The organism is Pandoraea norimbergensis, from assembly GCF_001465545.3.
Taxonomy (GTDB): domain Bacteria; phylum Pseudomonadota; class Gammaproteobacteria; order Burkholderiales; family Burkholderiaceae; genus Pandoraea; species Pandoraea norimbergensis.
Map to the genome: position 1 here is coordinate 3,869,768 of NZ_CP013480.3, position 17,063 is coordinate 3,886,830.

The window sequence follows — 17,063 nt, forward strand, 5'->3', positions numbered from 1 at the left end:
TGCCCACCTGACGCGAATACGACCGTCACCTGTACGCCCGAATGCAAAAAAGCCCGGCATCTTCCGATACCGGGCTTTCCTTGCACATCAACTTCTTACGGCTGTCTGAAACGCCGAAATCAGCCGATCAGCGCGACGCCAGCAACAGCGCGTTGGTGCGCTTCACGAACGCTGCCGGGTCTTCCAGATTGCCGCCTTCGGCGAGCATGGCCTGATCGAACAGCAGTTGCGTCCAGTCGGACAGATCGGCACTCTCGGCGCTCAGACGCTTGATCAGCGCGTGCTCCGGGTTGATCTCCAGAATCGGGCGGAATTCCGGCATCTTCTGCCCGGCCGCCTTCATCAGACGCTGCAACGTCCCGCTCATGTCTTGCTCGTCAGACACCAGACACGACGGCGAATCGGTCAGACGGAACGTCACGCGCACGTCCTTGGCCTTGTCGCCGAGCACGTCCTTCATCTTTTCGATGAGCGGCTTCAGTTCGTCGCCGGTCTTCTCTTGCGCGGCCTTTTCACCGGCGTCTTCCAGCGCGCCCAGATCCAGATCGCCACGCGCTACGCTCACCAGCGCACGGCCATCGAAGTCGTGCAGATACGACAGCAGCCACTCGTCCACGCGGTCGGTCAGCAACAGCACTTCCACGCCCTTCTTGCGGAACACTTCCAGATGCGGGCTGTGGCTTGCGGCCACCCAGCTCTCGGCCGTGACGTAGTAAATCTTGTCCTGACCTTCCTTCATGCGGCCGATGTAGTCGGCCAGCGACACGTTCTGTTCCGCCGAATCGTTGTGCGTGCTGGCAAAGCGCAGCAGCTTGGCAATGCGCTCGCGATTGGCATGATCTTCGCCCACGCCTTCCTTGAGCACCTGACCGAACGCGCCCCAGAACTGCGTGTACTTGTCCTGCTGGTTCTCGGCCAGATCTTCGAGCAGGCCCAGTACGCGCTTGGCACAGCCTTCGCGAATGGCCTTCACGTCGCGGCTTTCCTGAAGGATTTCGCGCGACACGTTCAGCGGCAGATCTGCCGAATCGACCACCCCGCGCACAAAGCGCAGATAGTTCGGCAGCAGTTGCTCGGCGTCATCCATGATGAACACGCGCTTGACGTAAAGCTTGAGGCCGCCCTGCGAGTTGCGGTCCCACAGGTCGTACTGCGCATTGCCCGGCACGTACAGCAGTTGCGTATATTCGCTACGCCCTTCCACGCGGTTGTGCGTCCATGCGAGCGGGGCCTGCATGTCGTGCGCAATGTGCTGGTAGAACTGCGTGTACTGCTCGTCGGTGATCTCGCTCTTGCTGCGGGTCCACAGCGCGCTGGCCTGATTGACCGTCTCATCGGTCTCGGCCGGCACCATGGCTTGCTTCTCTTCGTCCCACGTCTCGCCACGCATGACGATCGGCAGCGAGATGTGATCGGAATACTTGCGAATGATCGATTGCAGTTGCCACGACGACAGCAACTCGTCTTCGCCTTCGCGCAGATGCAGCGTGATGGCCGTGCCACGCGGGGCACGTTCGATGGTCTCGACCGAGAAGTCGCCCTCGCCGGCCGACGACCAGCGCACGCCTTCCGCGGCAGGCAGGCCCGCGCGGCGCGATTCGACCGTCATGCGATCGGCAACGATAAAGCCCGAGTAAAAGCCCACGCCGAACTGGCCGATGAGCGCGGCATCCTTCTGCTGGTCGCCCGACAGGCGCGAGAAGAATTCCTTGGTGCCCGACTTGGCGATCGTACCGAGATGGGCGATGGCCTCATCGCGGCTCATGCCGATGCCGTTGTCTTCGATGGTGAGGGTGCGGGCGTCCTTGTCGAACGACACGCGAATCTTGAGTTCCGGGTCCTGCTCATACAGCGCCGCGTCGTTGATCGCTTCGAAGCGCAGCTTGTCGGCGGCGTCCGAGGCGTTGGAGATCAATTCGCGCAGGAAGATTTCCTTGTTGCTATACAACGAATGAATCATCAGTTGCAGAAGTTGCTTAACTTCTGCCTGAAAGCTCATGGTTTCTTGCGCCATGGTCGAGAACCCTCGTGAAACGGTGAGATGAATGGATAGTCGTCGCGGTCCGCGGCCCGGCGCACTTGCGCGCGCGCTGCCAGTTTCGCGGTACCGCTCGGAACATAGGGACGGCCGGCCGTCATTTCAAGGCCGGCAGGAGGGTTATTTTGCGGCGATTTGTGCGAAGTTGGCTGAATTTGCGGCGCACTGGGCAAAAGCCCATCAGGCCGCACGCTCCAGTTGCCGCGACAGGAAGGCCAGCATCGACGGGTCGCTGGAGCAGGCGACGTTCATCCGCATCCAGGTACTCGGTGCCTGACGCGGCGAGAACAACGCCCCCGGGGCAAACAGAAAACCGGCCTCGTGACCGGCAGCCGCCACCGCACTCGTGTCCACGCCGGTATCCGCCCAGAAGAACATGCCCGAGGTCGGGTCGCCGAACATGCGCAGGCCGATGTGTTCGAGACGCCGCCGCGCACCGTCGCGCACCTCGTCGAGCCGCGAACGCAGGCGCTCGACGTGCCGCCGGTAGTGCCCCTCGGTCAGTGCCTTGTAGACGATGCGCTCATTGATTTCGGGCGTGGTCGATCCGGCGAGCATCTTATGGTCGACAAACGTCTTTGCCAACTCCGGCGAGCACGCGATGTACGCCACCCGCAGATTGGCCGCGAGCGTCTTCGAAAAGCTGCCCAGATAGACCACGCGCTTGAGTTGATCGAGACTCGCCAGACGCGCCACCTGCTGGTGCGGCGGGCACAAATCGCAGTAGATATCGTCTTCCAGCACCATGAAGTCGTACTGCTCGGCGAGCCGCAGAATCTGAAACGCGCGCGCCGGCGTGAGCGACGTGCCGGTAGGGTTCTGCAAAATCGAATTGATGATGAGCAGCTTGGGGCGATGCTGCTGCACGAGACGCTCGAGCGCCTGCACGTCGATCCCTTCCGGCGTATAGGGCACGCCGATTGGCGTCACGCCCTGCGAGGCAATGCGTCCGAACATCACGAACCACGCCGGGTCGCCCACGAGTACCGTGTCGCCGGTACGCACGTATAGCTTCAACAGGAAATCCACCGCCTGCGTAATGCCTGACGTCAGCACGATCTGATCGGGGCGCGCGCCAATCTCAAGCTCCGCGAGTTGCGTTTGAAGCTGCACGCGCAGCGGCAAGAAGCCATGCGGATTGCCGGCCTGCAACAGGTACATCGTCGACTGGCGGCTCATCGAGCGCATGGCCGACGTCATCATGTCGGCGTCCAGCAGGCTCGGCGGCAGATACCCCATGCCAGGCCCGCGCTCGGGGGCCACGGTGTGCAGCATGTTGCGCACGAGCCAAGGCACATCGATCGGCCCCTTCGCCACCATCGGCGCGGCCGCGAGCTGTTGCGGCATCATCGGCCGCTCACGCACGTAGAAACCGGAGCCGCGACGCGCTTCGAGATACCCCTGCGCGACCAGCCGCTCATAGGCTTCCACTACCGAGAAGCGCGACACGTGTTTGTCTTCCGCCAGCGAGCGGATCGACGGCATGCGCATGCCGGGCAAAAACACCCGCTCTTCGATACGCAGGCTCGCCCAATGCACGAGTTGGTCGACGAGTGTCATGCGCGCGGTGTCCAGCGCGGCGTTGTCCGCCAGCGCCAGCGGAGAAATGCGGTTGTTTGTCATCGTCTATCCACCTTATCGGGAAGGCTGGCGTCGCCGGTTGTGCCGGCGCCAGCGCTTGCGAGGCATGGGGTGTTTGCCCCGCGCGTGGACGGTTGACCACCGTCTGCGGGGAAAGTGTCTGCCTCGCATCACTCATGGCACGCCACTCTACGCTAGCCAATTTCCCTGTCAATCCCGAACTGTACAGTCAATTATCTGAATATCTGTACCGGTACTGTACCGGAGTTAACCGATAAAGTGTCCTCTCAACTGGAGACCGCTATGCGTGAAATCCGACTCTTCGAGCTGGACGGGGGCCAAACCGTGTTCTGGCAGAACGAAACGCCGCAATCGCTGCAAGTGTTGCAGGGACTGCTTTGGCTGACAGTGGAAGGCGAGAGCGTCGACCATTGGCTGCGTGCCGGCGAGAGCTTCGAGATGCGCGCCGGTCAACGAATCTGGCTGGGCACTTGGAAAGACGGTGCCCGCCTGCGTGTGAGCCAGCCGACGATGTCGCTGAGCGCACTGCCGGGACGCCCCACTGCGCGCCGCTTCGGCTGGCGCGTGCTGTGGCGCGATGCGGCGGCACGCGTCACCGGCCGCATGCTGTCGCGCAGTTGATTGACTGGGTTCACGCTGCATGAGCGCCCGCGCGGAGTAAGCTTACGGTTTTGCCACGCAACGCACTGTGCGCACCCGCTGCGCCAACGCCCGAGTCGAACCAGAACATGACCGCATCGCACGCTGCCCATTACAACGCCTTGAAACTCGACCATCTGGTCGTGGCTGCCGAAACACTCGACGCCGGTGAAACCCACGTCATCGAACAACTAGGCCTGACCGACGTCGTGCCGCAACGCGGCGGCAAGCATGCGCGCATGAGCACGCACAACAGCCTGCTCGGCCTGTGGGGCGGTGTGTATCTGGAAATCATCGCCATCGACCCGGACGCCCCTGCGCCCGAGCGCGCGCGCTGGTTCGGCCTTGACGACGAAGCGGTGCGCACGCGTCTGGCACGTGGCCCGTATCTGGCCCATTGGGTGGCGCGCGTTGAGCGTCCGCGCTCGCTGCCGCGCTGGCAATCGCAGTACCCGCAGCGGCTGGCACCGGTCATCGCCATGCAGCGCGGCGCGTTGACGTGGCAGATCGGCGTGCCGGACGACGGAAGCCTGCCCTCGTGGCAAGGCGCAGGTCAGGGGCTGTTGCCCACGCTGATCCAGTGGGACACGCCGCAACACCCCGCCGATGCGTTGCCCGAGACGGGTTGCGCCGTCACGCTGTTGCGTGGTTTCCATCCGCAGGCGACGGCCATTGCCGATCAACTGGCGTGGCTCGGCGCGAGCAGTCTCGTGAATGTAGAGGCCACGTTGGTTGAGCCGACACTGGTCGCCGAATTTGAAACCCCGAACGGTCCGCGCACGCTTCGCTAAGAACGAATCAGACGATTTCAACTGACACGCGTGAGGACGGGTTCGAACGGAACCTATCGAACGCCCGGCACAACGCATGGCGGGCGGCACCCCAAGAAAGAGACTCAAAGAGGCGACACCATGAATTCGCGCGAATCACGGGGCATGCTGATCGGACTGATCGGCGTGCTCATCTTCAGCCTGACCTTGCCGATGACCCGCATCGTCGTGGCCGAAGTCAATCCGCTGCTCAACGGTCTGGGCCGCGCGCTCGTGGCTGCCGTGTTCGCGGGTGCGCTGCTGTGGTGGCGTCGCGAGCCGTGGCCGACCAAGCGTCAACTGAAGAGTCTCGCGATCACCTCGCTGGGTGTGATCGTGGCGTTTCCGGTGTTCTCCGCGTGGGCCATGAAGACGATCCCTGCCTCGCACGGCGCCGTCGTCAATGGCCTGCAACCGTTCTTCGTGGCGATCTACGCTTATTGGCTGGGCGGTGAGCGCCCGTCGCGTGGTTTCTGGGTCTTCGCGCTGCTCGGCAGCGCACTCGTCATCGCCTTCGCCCTGCGCGCCGGCGGCGGCACACTGCACGCGGCCGACGGCCTCATGCTGCTCGCCGTGATCATCGGCGCGCTCGGTTATGCCGAAGGCGGCAAGCTGGCCCGCGAGATGGGTGGCTGGCAGGTGATCTGCTGGGCACTGGTCGTCTGCGCGCCGGTGCTGGCGCTGCCCGTCGGCTGGCTCGCGTGGCAGCAGCCGTGGCCGGTGAGCGGCCGCGCGTGGGGCGCCTTCGCTTACGTCACCCTGTTCTCGCAGTTCATCGGCTTTTTCGCGTGGTATGCGGGTCTCGCCATGGGCGGAATCGCGCGCGTGGGCCAAGTACAATTGCTTCAGATTTTCTTCACGATTGCGCTGTCCGCCCTCTTTTTCGGCGAACAGGTCGACACCGCGACATGGCTCTTCGCTGCCGGCGTCGTCCTGACCATTGCACTCGGCAAGAACATGAAGATCGGCGCCTCGCGACTCACGGGCAAACCGGTCTGAAGGCGATGTCCGGCGCGCGCGACCCCAGCGCCGGACACCGCTTACCCCCAAGGCGATGCCTCATGCCGCTAAGCGACCGGCATCCGCACCGCCTGACACTTGCGGCCCGCCCGACACCCCATCACCCGGACGGCCGCTTCACCCAAGCGAGACCATCATGCATGATTGGCAATATTCCGAACGTGCCCGCAACCTGACCAGCTCGGCGATCCGCGAAATTCTGAAGGTCACCGAACGCCCCGATGTCATTTCGTTCGCTGGCGGCCTGCCCTCGCCCGCCACGTTCCCCGTCGCCGAAATGCGCGCCGCCGCCGAGCGCGTACTGACCGAGTCGCCGCAAGCCGCGCTGCAATACAGCGCCACCGAAGGCTTTGCCCCGCTGCGCGAGTGGATCGCCAAGCGCTACTCGCGCGATGGCCACACCGTCTCGCCCGACAACGTCCTGATCACCACCGGCTCGCAACAGGGCCTCGACCTGATCGGCAAGATCTTCATCGACGAAGGCAGCCGCGTGATTGTCGAAGCCCCGAGCTATCTGGGCGCGCTGCAATCGTTCTCGCTGTTTGCCCCCACCTATGTGTCGGTCCCGACGGACGATCACGGTCTGCTGCCGGAAGCGCTCACGCCCGAACTGGTGAGCGGCGCACGCTTTCTGTACGCGATGCCGAACTTCCAGAACCCGACCGGACGCCGCCTGCCGATGGCGCGCCGCGAAGCGCTGGCTGCCGTCGCGAAGCGCGAAGGTCTCGCCATCATCGAAGACGATCCGTACGGCGAGCTCGACTACGAAGGCCAGCGTCTGCCGAGCCTCATGTCGCTGGCACCCGATCATGTGCTCTACATGGGCTCGTTCTCGAAAGTGCTGGCCCCGGGGCTCCGTCTGGGTTTTATCATCGGACCGAAGCCCGTCATCGCCAAGCTCGTGCAGGCCAAGCAAGCGGCCGACCTGCATACGCCGAGCGTGACGCAACGCATCGCCTACGAAGTGGTCAAGGACGGCTTTCTCGAAACGCACATCCCGTCGATCCGCACGCTTTATGCCGCGCAGGCCAAGGCGATGCTCGCGTCGCTCGAGAAGCACATGCCGAAGGACGCCACGTGGACCACGCCCGCCGGTGGCATGTTCATCTGGTTGACATTGCCCGCCGGCATCGACACCATGCAGTTGCTGGAAAAAGCGATCGCGCAGAATGTGGCGTTCGTGCCGGGTGCCCCGTTCTACGTCGGCACGCCGCAATCGAACACGTTGCGCCTGTCGTTCGTGACGGTGCCGCCCGAGAAAATCGAAGTGGGCGTCTCACGTCTGGGCGCACTGATCGCCGACGCATTGACGCGCCGCGCGGCCTGAGCTGGCTGTCCGGTCGACTTCAACGACTCTGTTTCAATGACTTTGCAAGGAAGCCGTACATGTCCGTCTACGACAAACTGAAGCAACTGGGTATCGAACTGCCGACCGCCGGCGCTCCCGCCGCCGCTTACGTGATGAGCGCGCAGACCGGCAACACCGTGTTCCTGTCGGGCCACCTGCCGAAGAAAGACGGCAAGATCTGGACCGGCAAGCTCGGCAAAGATGTCAGCGTGGAAGACGGCAAGGCCGCCGCCCGCGCCGTGGCCATCGAACTGATCGCAACGCTGCACGCCCACACGGGTGACCTGAACAAGGTCAAGCGCGTCGTGAAGCTGATGAGTCTGGTGAACTCCACGCAGGAATTCACCGACCAGCATCTGGTCACCAACGGCGCGTCGGAACTGATTGCCGAAGTGTTCGGTGATGCCGGCAAGCACGCACGTTCGGCATTCGGCGTAGCGCAGATTCCGCTGGGCGCTTGCGTCGAGATCGAACTGATTGCCGAACTGGCCTAAGCCAGACAGAAGTCAGGCAGACCGGCAAGCAAGCAGGAAACAAAACAGGCACCCTTGGGTGCCTGTTTTGTTATGCGGTCGCGCTACGCCAGCGCCGAAGCCATCACACCGGCTTGGTATTCCCGTAAGCACGCCGCATAGCGATCGCCACGGCGAGCGAGATGACGACGGCAATGCTCAGCAACGCCACAACGCCGTGCCAGCCGTGCGCACGCAGCATCACGCCCGAGTAGCTGCCGAGCAGGCTCGAACCGATGTAGTAGAAGAACAGATACAGCGCCGAAGCAATCGCGCGCCCCTCGGTCGCACGGCGCCCCACCCAACTGCTGGCCACCGTGTGCGCACCGAAAAAGCCGAACGTGAAGATCGCCAGACCGATCACAACACCGAGCACCTGCGGCGCCAGCATGACGATCAACCCCACGAACGCCAACGCGACCAGCGCCCAGAGCAAGCGGGCACGGCCCAGTCGATCCGACAGCGGCCCGGCGATGAATGAGCCCACCACGCCGATCAGATACATCGTGAAGATCGCGCCGATGGCCGCATGCGGCAACTGGAACGGTGCCGCCGCCAGATGGAAGCCGAGATAGTTGTACACGCTCACGAAGCTGCCCATCATCAGCCCCGCAAACAGATAGAGGCCGAGCAGTGCCGGGTCGGCCAGATGGCGGCGTGCATGCCCGATGGCCTCGCGCACCGTCATGTGACGCGGCGTGAAGCGACGCGAGTGCGGCAGGCTGCGGGCAAACTCCAGCCCCATCGCCAGACACACCAGACCGATCATCGCGACCGACACGCGCCACGAGAACAAGTCGGCGACGAAGGCCGCCATCACCCGGCCGGCCATCCCGCCAAGAATGTTGCCGCCGATATACAGCCCCATCGACATGCCCAGCGAGCGTTGATCGATCTCTTCGCTGAGATACGCCATCGCAATGGCCGGCAGGCCCGACAGCGCCAGACCCTTGAGCGCCGCGAGAATCACGATGGTCTCGAAGTTGGTCGAAAACGCGCTAGCGAGCGTCAGTACGGACGAACTGAGCAACGCGATCGTCATCATGCGTTTGCGGCTGACGCGATCTGCCGCGACGCAGGTCACCAGCAGGCCGAGCGCCATCATCATCGTGGCGGCGGACACCGACCAGCTCGCCTGCGCCGGCGAGATACCAAAGGTGGTGGTCAGCAGCGGCAGCAGCGACTGCATGCAGTACAACTGCGCAAACGTCGAAAAGCCGCCGAAGAACAACGCGCGGCTGACGACCGCATATTCACGGGTGCCACGCGACACGCCAGCGGGCAATTTGGGCGCAGCTGTCTGCGCCGCTGCGGCGCCGTGGGACAGAGGAAGGGAATTCGTAGAGGCCATGGTGCTGGCTTCCTCTTGGGGAGCCAATTCGGGAGGGGGTATAGGCCGATGATAGGTTTGCGCTTACCCCACGTCCAATATATATTTAAGCGTCGTTTCTATATATAAAACAGATCAATCCTATGGAACTGCGCCACCTTCGCTACTTCGTGACCGTCGCCGAAGAGCTGCACTTCAGCCGGGCGGCGGCAAGGCTCAACATCGGCCAGCCGCCGTTGTCGATGCAGATCCGGGCCTTGGAGGACGAACTCGGCGTCACGCTGTTCGAACGCACGCAGCGACGCGTCTTTCTAACGACGGCGGGCCGCACGTTCCTCGTGCGGGCGCGGCAGATTCTGGCTGATGCGGATGCCGCCCGGCAGGAGGTGCAGCAAATTGCCGGGGTCGATGCGGGCGAGTTGCGAATTGCGTTCACCACGTCGGCGCCGATGACCAATCTGATGAAACGAGTGCTGACCAGCTACCGCCAGCAATACCCGCGCGTGACGCTCACGCTGAGCGAATCGCCCTCCGAGCGGCAACTCGACGCACTGGGTGAACGCACGCTGGACATCGGACTGCTGCGTCGCGCGGATGACGCCGCTGCGGTATCGGGACTCAGCTTCGAGACGCTGGTGGACGAAGCGCTGCTGGTGGTGATGCATCAGGGACATGCGCTGGCGGGGCGTGCGCAGATTTCGATGGCCGATCTGGCCGGTGAACCGTTCATCATGCACCCGCCCGATGTTGGTACGGCCGTCGACGGCAAGATACGTCAGATGTGCGAACGCGCGGGTTTCACGCCGCGCGTTGTGCAGGAAGCCCGCGAGTCGACGACCATCGTCGCGCTCGCGGCCAGCGGCCTCGGCGTTGCAGTGTTACCCGCCGCCGTGCGCTGTATTCAGATTGAAGGGGCGCGCTTCATGGACTTGGCCGAAGCCGACGCCCGCACGCCCTTGCTGCTCGCTAAACGTCGTGACGACGCCAGCCCGTTAGTGCAGGCGTTCGTCGCGATGTGCCACGACGTGGCAGGCGCTCAGGCGAAGCAAGGCGACGCCCCTACCCAAGTCACCCATGCCACCCACGTCAACCGCGCAGCGACGCCGCCAGACCGATGACGACCACGCCGAGCACGAGATTGAGAATCACGAGCCGGCGAACGCCGTTGACCGCTGCCGCACCGTCAGGCCACGACTGCGCCTGTACAGCACGTTGCAGACGCGGGAACAACGCAAAGCGGATGTGGCCGTAGACCAGCATCATCAGCACGCCGATACCGGCCATGGCGTGCACCGGCCAGCGGGCATGCAGCCCACCCATGCCGAGCATCATGTGTCCGCCCGAGAGCAGGATCACCACGATGGCGACGCCCACCCACGTCAGAAACTTCGAGAGCGCCGCCTCCCACAACGGCAGGCGCTGCTGTGGCGGCAGGTCCAGCGACGCCGGGCGCAGACACGCCAGTGCGAAGAACATGCCGCCGACCCACACGACAACGCTCACCAGATGCAGGAACAGACTGAAGGCATAAACGCTCATAGGTGACTCCCGTCAGGATGCCGAAGGCGCGGCCGGCAACACCGGCTCCAGCGAGCGCGCCGTAAAGGTCGAGAATTTCACCGCCGGCGCACGGCCCTTGCGAGCGCGCTTGCCGATGTTCGGCGCGAGCGCAGCACCCGAGAGCGTCTCGGACTGCGTCTTGCCACCCCGTACCAAACCATGAACGGTCACGCCTGCCTCGCTGATCGGCACCGCCGACACCAGCGTCTGCTTGGCATCGAGACCGATCAACGTGACACCACGGCCGCCGCCCGAGAGCGACTTCATTTCGTCCATACCGAAGACCAGCAGGCGGCCATCGCTCGACAGACACGCGACGGCGCTTGCCCCCGCGAAGATCGGCGTCGGCGCCAGCGGTTCGGCCCCTTCATCGATTGTCATGAACGACTTGCCCGCCTTCAAGCGGCTCACCATATCGCCCAGCTTCGTCGAGAACCCGAAGCCGTTGGTGGTCGCCAGCAGCAGTTGCTGGTCAGCCGACGCGGCGTAGTAGTGCAGCAGGCGCGAACCCGATTCGAGTTCGATCAGCGAGGTGAGCGGCACACCGTCGCCACGACCGCCCGGCAACTGCGCGACCGCCACGGAATACACGCGGCCATTGCTGCCCCACGCGATAAACGGGTCGACGGTGCGGCATTCGAAGGTGCCGTACAGCGAGTCGCCCTGCTTGAACGTGAAGCCCTGTGCATCGAGCCCGTGGCCCTTGAGCGCACGCACCCAGCCCTTGGCCGACACGACGACCGTCACCGGCTCGTCGACGACACGGGCCTCGGCCACGGCTCGCTTTTCTTCCTGAATCAGCGTGCGGCGATCGTCGCCGAACTGCTTCGCGTCGGATTCGATTTCCTTGATGATCAGGCGCTTCATCGTGCTGTCGTTGGCCAGCAGCTCTTCGAGCTTCGCTTTCTCGTCGCGCAACGATGCGAGTTCCTGTTCGATCTTGATCGATTCCATGCGCGCCAACTGGCGCAGCCGGATTTCGAGAATGTCGTCCGCCTGACGCTCGCTCAGTTTGAACGCGCTCATGAGTGCCGACTTCGGTTCATCCGCCTCGCGGATGATCCGAATGACCTCGTCGATATTCAGGAAGACGATCATGCGGCCTTCGAGAATATGGATGCGGTCGTCCACCTTGTTCAGACGATGGCGCGAGCGGCGCGTGACCGTCTCGAAACGGAAGCCGATCCACTCGGTAATGATGTCGCGCAGCGACTTCTGTCCCGGGCGGCCATCGGCGCCGACCATCACCAGATTGACCGATGCGCTCGACTCCAGGCTCGTGTGCGCGAGCAGCATCGTGATGAATTCCTGCTGGTCGATGCGGCTCGACTTCGGCTCGAACACCAGACGCACCGGTGCGTCCTTGCCCGACTCGTCGCGCACGGTATCGAGCATCGCCAGCACCGACTGCTTGAGCGTTTGCTGTTCGGGCGTGAGCGACTTCTTGCCGAGCTTGACCTTCGGGTTGGTGATTTCCTCGATTTCTTCGAGCACCTTCTGACCCGACGTGTTCGGCGGCAATTCATACACCACCGCCTGCCACTGGCCGCGCGCCATCTCTTCGATCTTCCAGCGCGCACGCACCTTCAGGCTGCCGCGCCCGCTGTCATAAGCTGCGCGAATTTCTGCCGGGCTGGAGATCAGTTGACCGCCACCGGGGAAGTCCGGGCCCTGCACATGCGTCATCAGCTCAGCGTCGTCGAGCTTGGGGTTACGAATCAGCGCGACGGCGGCCGACGCCACTTCGCGCAGATTGTGCGACGGGATTTCCGTTGCCAAGCCCACCGCAATACCCGACGCGCCATTGAGCAGCACGAACGGCAAACGCGCCGGCAACAGACGCGGCTCTTCGGTCGAGCCGTCATAGTTCGGCACGAAATCGACCGTACCGGCATCGATCTCGTCGAGCAGCAGTCGCGCGATCGGCGTCAGGCGCGCTTCGGTGTATCGCATCGCGGCAGCACCATCGCCGTCGCGCGAACCGAAGTTGCCCTGCCCGTCGATGAGCGGGTAGCGCATCGAGAAATTCTGTGCGAGGCGCACCAGTGCGTCGTACGCAGACTGGTCGCCGTGCGGGTGAAACTTGCCCAGCACGTCGCCGACCACGCGGGCCGACTTCACGGGCTTGGCATCGGAGGCAAGGCCCATCTCGTTCATCGCGAACAGGATGCGGCGTTGTACCGGCTTCTGACCGTCGCACACATCCGGCAGTGCGCGGCCTTTAACCACGCTAATCGCGTAGTCGAGATAGGCACGTTCGGCGTAGTTGCCGAGCGTCAGCGTGTCGTCATCGGACGGCGTTGAAAAGAGATCTTCTACTTGTTCCATAAAACCTGTGGGTTTGCTGCGAACGTTTGGCGAGAGTTCGGTTACACGTTGACGCCAGATAATACCAAGCTCACTGGTACATTTCGGCAAAAACACTGCCGAATGACAAAGCGAACTTGCGAATTAGGGATAACGGCGACCGCAACTGCCGAGATTCCACACGCGTTTCGGACGAATCCGAGGGAGACCTCAGCGAGTATCCGGCGCCATCGTGACGTCATACCGTTGAAGTCGTCATGCCGTGGGGTGTCGGGAGAAACGTGAGGGTCGGCTGGCTCAGTGCAACCGGTTGACGAATGCCTTCAATCCGTCGTCGGCACCGACGGCAGCGCTGGCGCTGGCAACGGCGCGTTCGGCAGTGTCGCCGGCACGACAGGCAGGCCTTGGGGGGCGCCCAAAATGACGTGAATCCGGCCATTGCGCGAGCCGCTGATATTGGCGCGCCCGCCCGGCACACCGGTCTTCAGCGTGCCGCCACCGGAGGCCGGCGCGTCGGGGTTGAAGCGTCGATAAAGTTCGAGCACGGCTGCCACGTAACTCTGCGTCTCGGCGTACGGCGGAATCTGATCGGCATGCCGTGCAACGGCGCCCTCGCCTGCGTTGTAAGACGCGAGGACCAACTCAAGACGATCGGGATAGCGCGCCTGTAAGTCACGCAGGTAACGCGCCCCCGTCAACACATTCGTTCGCGGATCGGTGAGTTTGTCGGCGACCGTCCGGCGAGCATCGGCACGCACGCCGTAGCGCTCGCCTGTGGCGGGCAACACCTGCATGAGTCCGACGGCGCCCTTGGGCGACACCGCATCGCTGTCGAAGCCCGATTCGGCCGCAATCACAGCCTTGAGCAGCGCCGCGTCGACATGAAAACGATCGGCCGCCTGCGCGATGACCGGCGCGAGCTTACGCAAGTTGGGATGACGCGCGAGGGCGTCGTAGAGGCGCGAGCGGTCTGCACCACTCACGAGTCCGGTCTGGGCTTCACCCTGTGCAATGCGCAGATCGGCATTGGCACCGGAGCTCACCACGAGACGAAAGCGCGCATCGAGTTTGCGTGCGGCCAGATGCGCCACACCGTTCTCGTCGACGTAGCCGTACAGATCAGCGTGAGCGAGCGGCGCCGCCGTCAGCAGCAGCACTGCCAGCACACGCCCTGCGACCGGCCGCAGAGAGAACCATCGGCGCACGGCGTTGACACTGGGTACGACCCCGCGTATCAAGCGGTGCGCCATCGGGCGAAAACTATTGTTGGCCTTTGACATGCACCTTGATTGTCTGGCTCATCGCCGGACCATACGACTGGTGCGCCCCGTTGGCGAATTGCATCGTCAACACGTGATCGCCGGGCGTCAGATTGACAGTCGTCTCGGTCTGGCCTTTGCCGAAATGCAGGTGCGAGTCGTCAGTCGGCACGACCTGTCCTGCGGGAACCGGATCGCCGTCGATGATGAGGTGGTGATGGCCGGTGTTGGGCGACATGTCGCCCGCCGGTTTGATCGCCATGCCCTCGACGCCGAACTTGACCACGACCGGGTTGGTCACCGTCGCACCATCCTTCGGCGCGACGAAGAAGACACGCGCGCCCGGTGCCGCTTGAACCGGCTGGGTGGACTGTGCAGAAGCCGCGGCGCTGGCGCCGAGAAGCAACATCGGCACGGCAATGTGACGCACGCTGAAACGCATAGAACGCAACATAACGTGACTCCCGGTATGGGTGAAAGGTGGATTATCCCACTATGTGGGCACTCACGCTGATCGGGCGGCCGGGCCTGCTGGCCCTAGCGCACCACCCAGCGTACGTAACATCAAAACCGACCGTCAGATGTCGGCTTCGACTTCGTTGCCCTTGGCTTCGAGCCAGCTGCGGCGTTGTGCCGCCTCGCCCTTGCCCATGAGCATATTCATGCGCGATACGGTCGCGTCGAAATCGAGCGCACCCAGCGCGACCGGGCTCAAACGCCGCGTGTCGGGGTTCATCGTGGTTTCCCACAACTGCTCGGCACTCATTTCGCCCAGCCCCTTGAAGCGGCTGATCGACCACGCTGACTCCTTCACGCCATCCTTGCGCAGCTTGTCGAGAATGGCTTCGAGTTCGCCTTCGTCCAGCGCGTAGAGTTTTTGCGCGGGCTTCTTGCCACGTGCCGGTGCATCGACGCGATACAGCGGCGGGCGCGCCACATACACGTGCTCGGTCGCAATCAGTTGCGGGAAGTGACGGAAGAACAGCGTGAGCAGCAGCACCTGAATGTGCGAGCCGTCGACGTCGGCATCCGACAAGATGCAGATCTTGCCGTACCGAAGATTCGACAAGTCCGGCGTGTCGTTCGGGCCGTGCGGATCGACGCCGATGGCCACTGCGATATCGTGCACTTCGTTGTTTGCGAAGAGCCTGTCGCGCTCGGTCTCCCACGTGTTGAGGACCTTGCCGCGCAACGGCAGAATCGCCTGAAATTCCTTGTCGCGCCCCATCTTCGCCGAACCACCGGCCGAGTCGCCCTCGACCAGAAACAGTTCGTTGCGCGTGATGTCTTCGGTTTCGCAATCGGTGAGTTTGCCGGGCAGCACGGCCACGCCGGAGCTCTTCTTCTTCTCGATCTTCTGGCCGGCGCGCGTGCGTGCCTGTGCCTGACGAATCACGAGTTCGGCGAGCTTCTTGCCATGCTCGACATGGTGATTGAGCCACAGCTCCAGCGCCGGGCGCGTGAACGACGACACGAGACGCACGGCATCGCGGCTGTTCAGGCGTTCCTTGATCTGGCCCTGAAACTGCGGATCGAGCACCTTCGCCGAGAGCACGAACGACACGCGCGAGAACACGTCTTCCGGCAGCAACTTCACGCCCTTCGGTTGAAGGTTGTGCAACTCGATGAAGCCACGCACGGCCTGAAACAGGCCTTCGCGCAAACCGGATTCGTGCGTGCCGCCTGCGGGCGTCGGAATCAGGTTGACGTACGACTCGCGCACCTGCGCGCCGTCTTCGGTCCACGCCACGACCCACGCAGCGCCCTCGCCTTCGGCAAAGCTGTCTTCGCTGCCGTCGGCAAAACGCTCGCCTTCGAACAACGGAATCAGCGGCTCGGCGCCGTTCAGCGACTCGACCAGATAACCGCGCAGGCCATGTTCGTAGAACCACGTCTGTTCGTCGCCGTTTTTCTCCTGACGCAGTGTGACGCGCACGCCCGGCAGCAGCACAGCCTTCGAGCGCAGCAGACGCTGCAATTCGCTGAGCGGCAACGTCGGGCTGTCGAAGTATTTCGTATCCGGCCAAACCGTGACGCGCGTACCGCTCTTCTTCTCACCGCGCTGTGCGGCGCGCGAATGCAACGCGACGCTGACATTGCCGCCATCGGCGAATTCAAGATCGGAGACCTGACCGTCGCGCCACACGGTGACCGCTAGTCGCGTAGCGAGTGCATTCGTCACCGAGACGCCCACGCCGTGCAGACCGCCCGAGAACGTGTAAGCGCCGCCGGCTGCCTTATCGAACTTGCCGCCGGCGTGCAGACGCGTGAACACGATCTCCACGACCGGGACGCCCTCCTCCGGGTGAATGCCGACGGGAATGCCCCGGCCGTCGTCTTCGACGCTGACCGAGCCATCCTTATGTAGCGTCACGAGAATCTGTCTGCCGAAGCCCCCCAACGCCTCATCCGACGCGTTGTCGATGACTTCCTGAATGATGTGCAGCGGATTCTCGGTGCGGGTGTACATGCCCGGGCGCTGCTTGACCGGCTCAAGTCCTTTCAGAACCTTGATGGAAGCTTCGCTGTATTGGGCAGGCGTGTTTTTTTTCGACATAGTGTGACTGAATTGGGGTACGACGCCCGGCGCTTATCCACACAAGCTGTGGACAACCACGGGGAAAACCCATTAACACATG

14 protein-coding genes are annotated in these 17,063 nt (G+C 63.4%); 6 read left to right on the plus strand and 8 right to left on the minus strand.

The window, feature by feature from the left end:
- Nucleotides 1–127: 127 nt before the first annotated feature.
- Together htpG and AT302_RS16970 are read right to left on the minus strand one after the other, a co-directional pair.
- On the minus strand, nt 128–2,014 hold the full coding sequence (gene htpG, locus AT302_RS16965; RefSeq protein ID WP_058379437.1) for a molecular chaperone HtpG: 1,887 nt from the start codon (nt 2,012–2,014) through the stop codon (nt 128–130).
- Nucleotides 2,015–2,218: 204 nt separating this feature from the next.
- Entirely contained in the window at nt 2,219–3,646 is a 1,428-nt protein-coding gene (locus AT302_RS16970) for an aminotransferase-like domain-containing protein (RefSeq protein WP_058380387.1), read from the minus strand.
- 276 nt (nt 3,647–3,922) lie between these two features.
- On the opposite strand from AT302_RS16970, the gene AT302_RS16975 reads away from it, so the two are divergent.
- From AT302_RS16975 to AT302_RS16995, 5 genes are all read left to right on the plus strand, one after another.
- Nucleotides 3,923–4,261 (plus strand): DUF2917 domain-containing protein, encoded by a 339-nt coding sequence (locus AT302_RS16975; RefSeq protein ID WP_058379438.1) that lies wholly within the window; start codon nt 3,923–3,925, stop codon nt 4,259–4,261.
- Nucleotides 4,262–4,368: 107 nt separating this feature from the next.
- Nucleotides 4,369–5,070: a VOC family protein gene (locus AT302_RS16980; protein WP_058379439.1), complete on the plus strand. Its 702-nt coding sequence runs from the start codon at nt 4,369–4,371 to the stop codon at nt 5,068–5,070.
- A 120-nt stretch (nt 5,071–5,190) separates the two neighbouring features.
- Nucleotides 5,191–6,087, plus strand: a complete 897-nt coding sequence (locus AT302_RS16985; protein ID WP_058379440.1) for a DMT family transporter — start codon at nt 5,191–5,193, stop codon at nt 6,085–6,087.
- A 157-nt stretch (nt 6,088–6,244) separates the two neighbouring features.
- The gene (locus AT302_RS16990) at nt 6,245–7,435 is read left to right on the plus strand and encodes an aminotransferase-like domain-containing protein (protein WP_058379441.1); all 1,191 of its coding nucleotides are present in this window, start codon (nt 6,245–6,247) and stop codon (nt 7,433–7,435) included.
- 59 nt (nt 7,436–7,494) lie between these two features.
- Nucleotides 7,495–7,950, plus strand: coding sequence for a RidA family protein (locus AT302_RS16995; protein ID WP_058379442.1), 456 nt, complete (start codon nt 7,495–7,497; stop codon nt 7,948–7,950).
- A gap of 103 nt (nt 7,951–8,053) precedes the next feature.
- Here AT302_RS16995 and AT302_RS17000 read toward each other — a convergent pair whose 3' ends face one another.
- Nucleotides 8,054–9,319: an MFS transporter gene (locus tag AT302_RS17000; RefSeq protein WP_058379443.1), complete on the minus strand. Its 1,266-nt coding sequence runs from the start codon at nt 9,317–9,319 to the stop codon at nt 8,054–8,056.
- 122 nt (nt 9,320–9,441) lie between these two features.
- Between AT302_RS17000 and AT302_RS17005 the strand changes: the two genes are divergently transcribed.
- On the plus strand, nt 9,442–10,416 hold the full coding sequence (locus tag AT302_RS17005; protein ID WP_064675098.1) for a LysR substrate-binding domain-containing protein: 975 nt from the start codon (nt 9,442–9,444) through the stop codon (nt 10,414–10,416).
- On the opposite strand, the gene AT302_RS17010 is transcribed toward AT302_RS17005, so the two are convergent.
- The 5 genes from AT302_RS17010 to AT302_RS17030 form a co-directional block, all read right to left on the minus strand.
- The gene (locus AT302_RS17010) at nt 10,385–10,837 is read right to left on the minus strand and encodes a CopD family protein (protein WP_058379444.1); all 453 of its coding nucleotides are present in this window, start codon (nt 10,835–10,837) and stop codon (nt 10,385–10,387) included. The genes AT302_RS17005 and AT302_RS17010 overlap by 32 nt on opposite strands.
- 12 nt (nt 10,838–10,849) lie before the next feature.
- Nucleotides 10,850–13,186, minus strand: coding sequence for a DNA topoisomerase IV subunit A (gene parC, locus AT302_RS17015; RefSeq protein ID WP_058379445.1), 2,337 nt, complete (start codon nt 13,184–13,186; stop codon nt 10,850–10,852).
- A 302-nt stretch (nt 13,187–13,488) separates the two neighbouring features.
- The gene (locus AT302_RS17020) at nt 13,489–14,331 is read right to left on the minus strand and encodes a lytic transglycosylase domain-containing protein (protein ID WP_237171947.1); all 843 of its coding nucleotides are present in this window, start codon (nt 14,329–14,331) and stop codon (nt 13,489–13,491) included.
- A 94-nt stretch (nt 14,332–14,425) separates the two neighbouring features.
- Nucleotides 14,426–14,878: a DUF4399 domain-containing protein gene (locus AT302_RS17025; RefSeq protein ID WP_174554615.1), complete on the minus strand. Its 453-nt coding sequence runs from the start codon at nt 14,876–14,878 to the stop codon at nt 14,426–14,428.
- A 123-nt stretch (nt 14,879–15,001) separates the two neighbouring features.
- Entirely contained in the window at nt 15,002–16,981 is a 1,980-nt protein-coding gene (locus AT302_RS17030; RefSeq protein ID WP_058379446.1) for a DNA topoisomerase IV subunit B, read from the minus strand.
- Between the last annotated feature and the right edge of the window lie 82 nt (nt 16,982–17,063).

Coding starts and splice junctions, on each gene's coding strand:
- AT302_RS17000 (WP_058379443.1), bottom strand. CDS start 9,319: ATGGCCTCTACGAATTCCCTTCCTCTGTCCCACGGCGCCGCAGCGGCG.
- AT302_RS16990 (WP_058379441.1), top strand. CDS start 6,245: ATGCATGATTGGCAATATTCCGAACGTGCCCGCAACCTGACCAGCTCG.
- AT302_RS17005 (WP_064675098.1), top strand. CDS start 9,442: ATGGAACTGCGCCACCTTCGCTACTTCGTGACCGTCGCCGAAGAGCTG.
- AT302_RS16980 (WP_058379439.1), top strand. CDS start 4,369: ATGACCGCATCGCACGCTGCCCATTACAACGCCTTGAAACTCGACCAT.
- AT302_RS16985 (WP_058379440.1), top strand. CDS start 5,191: ATGAATTCGCGCGAATCACGGGGCATGCTGATCGGACTGATCGGCGTG.
- AT302_RS16975 (WP_058379438.1), top strand. CDS start 3,923: ATGCGTGAAATCCGACTCTTCGAGCTGGACGGGGGCCAAACCGTGTTC.
- AT302_RS17010 (WP_058379444.1), bottom strand. CDS start 10,837: ATGAGCGTTTATGCCTTCAGTCTGTTCCTGCATCTGGTGAGCGTTGTC.
- htpG (WP_058379437.1), bottom strand. CDS start 2,014: ATGGCGCAAGAAACCATGAGCTTTCAGGCAGAAGTTAAGCAACTTCTG.
- AT302_RS17030 (WP_058379446.1), bottom strand. CDS start 16,981: ATGTCGAAAAAAAACACGCCTGCCCAATACAGCGAAGCTTCCATCAAG.
- parC (WP_058379445.1), bottom strand. CDS start 13,186: ATGGAACAAGTAGAAGATCTCTTTTCAACGCCGTCCGATGACGACACG.
- AT302_RS16995 (WP_058379442.1), top strand. CDS start 7,495: ATGTCCGTCTACGACAAACTGAAGCAACTGGGTATCGAACTGCCGACC.
- AT302_RS17025 (WP_174554615.1), bottom strand. CDS start 14,878: ATGTTGCGTTCTATGCGTTTCAGCGTGCGTCACATTGCCGTGCCGATG.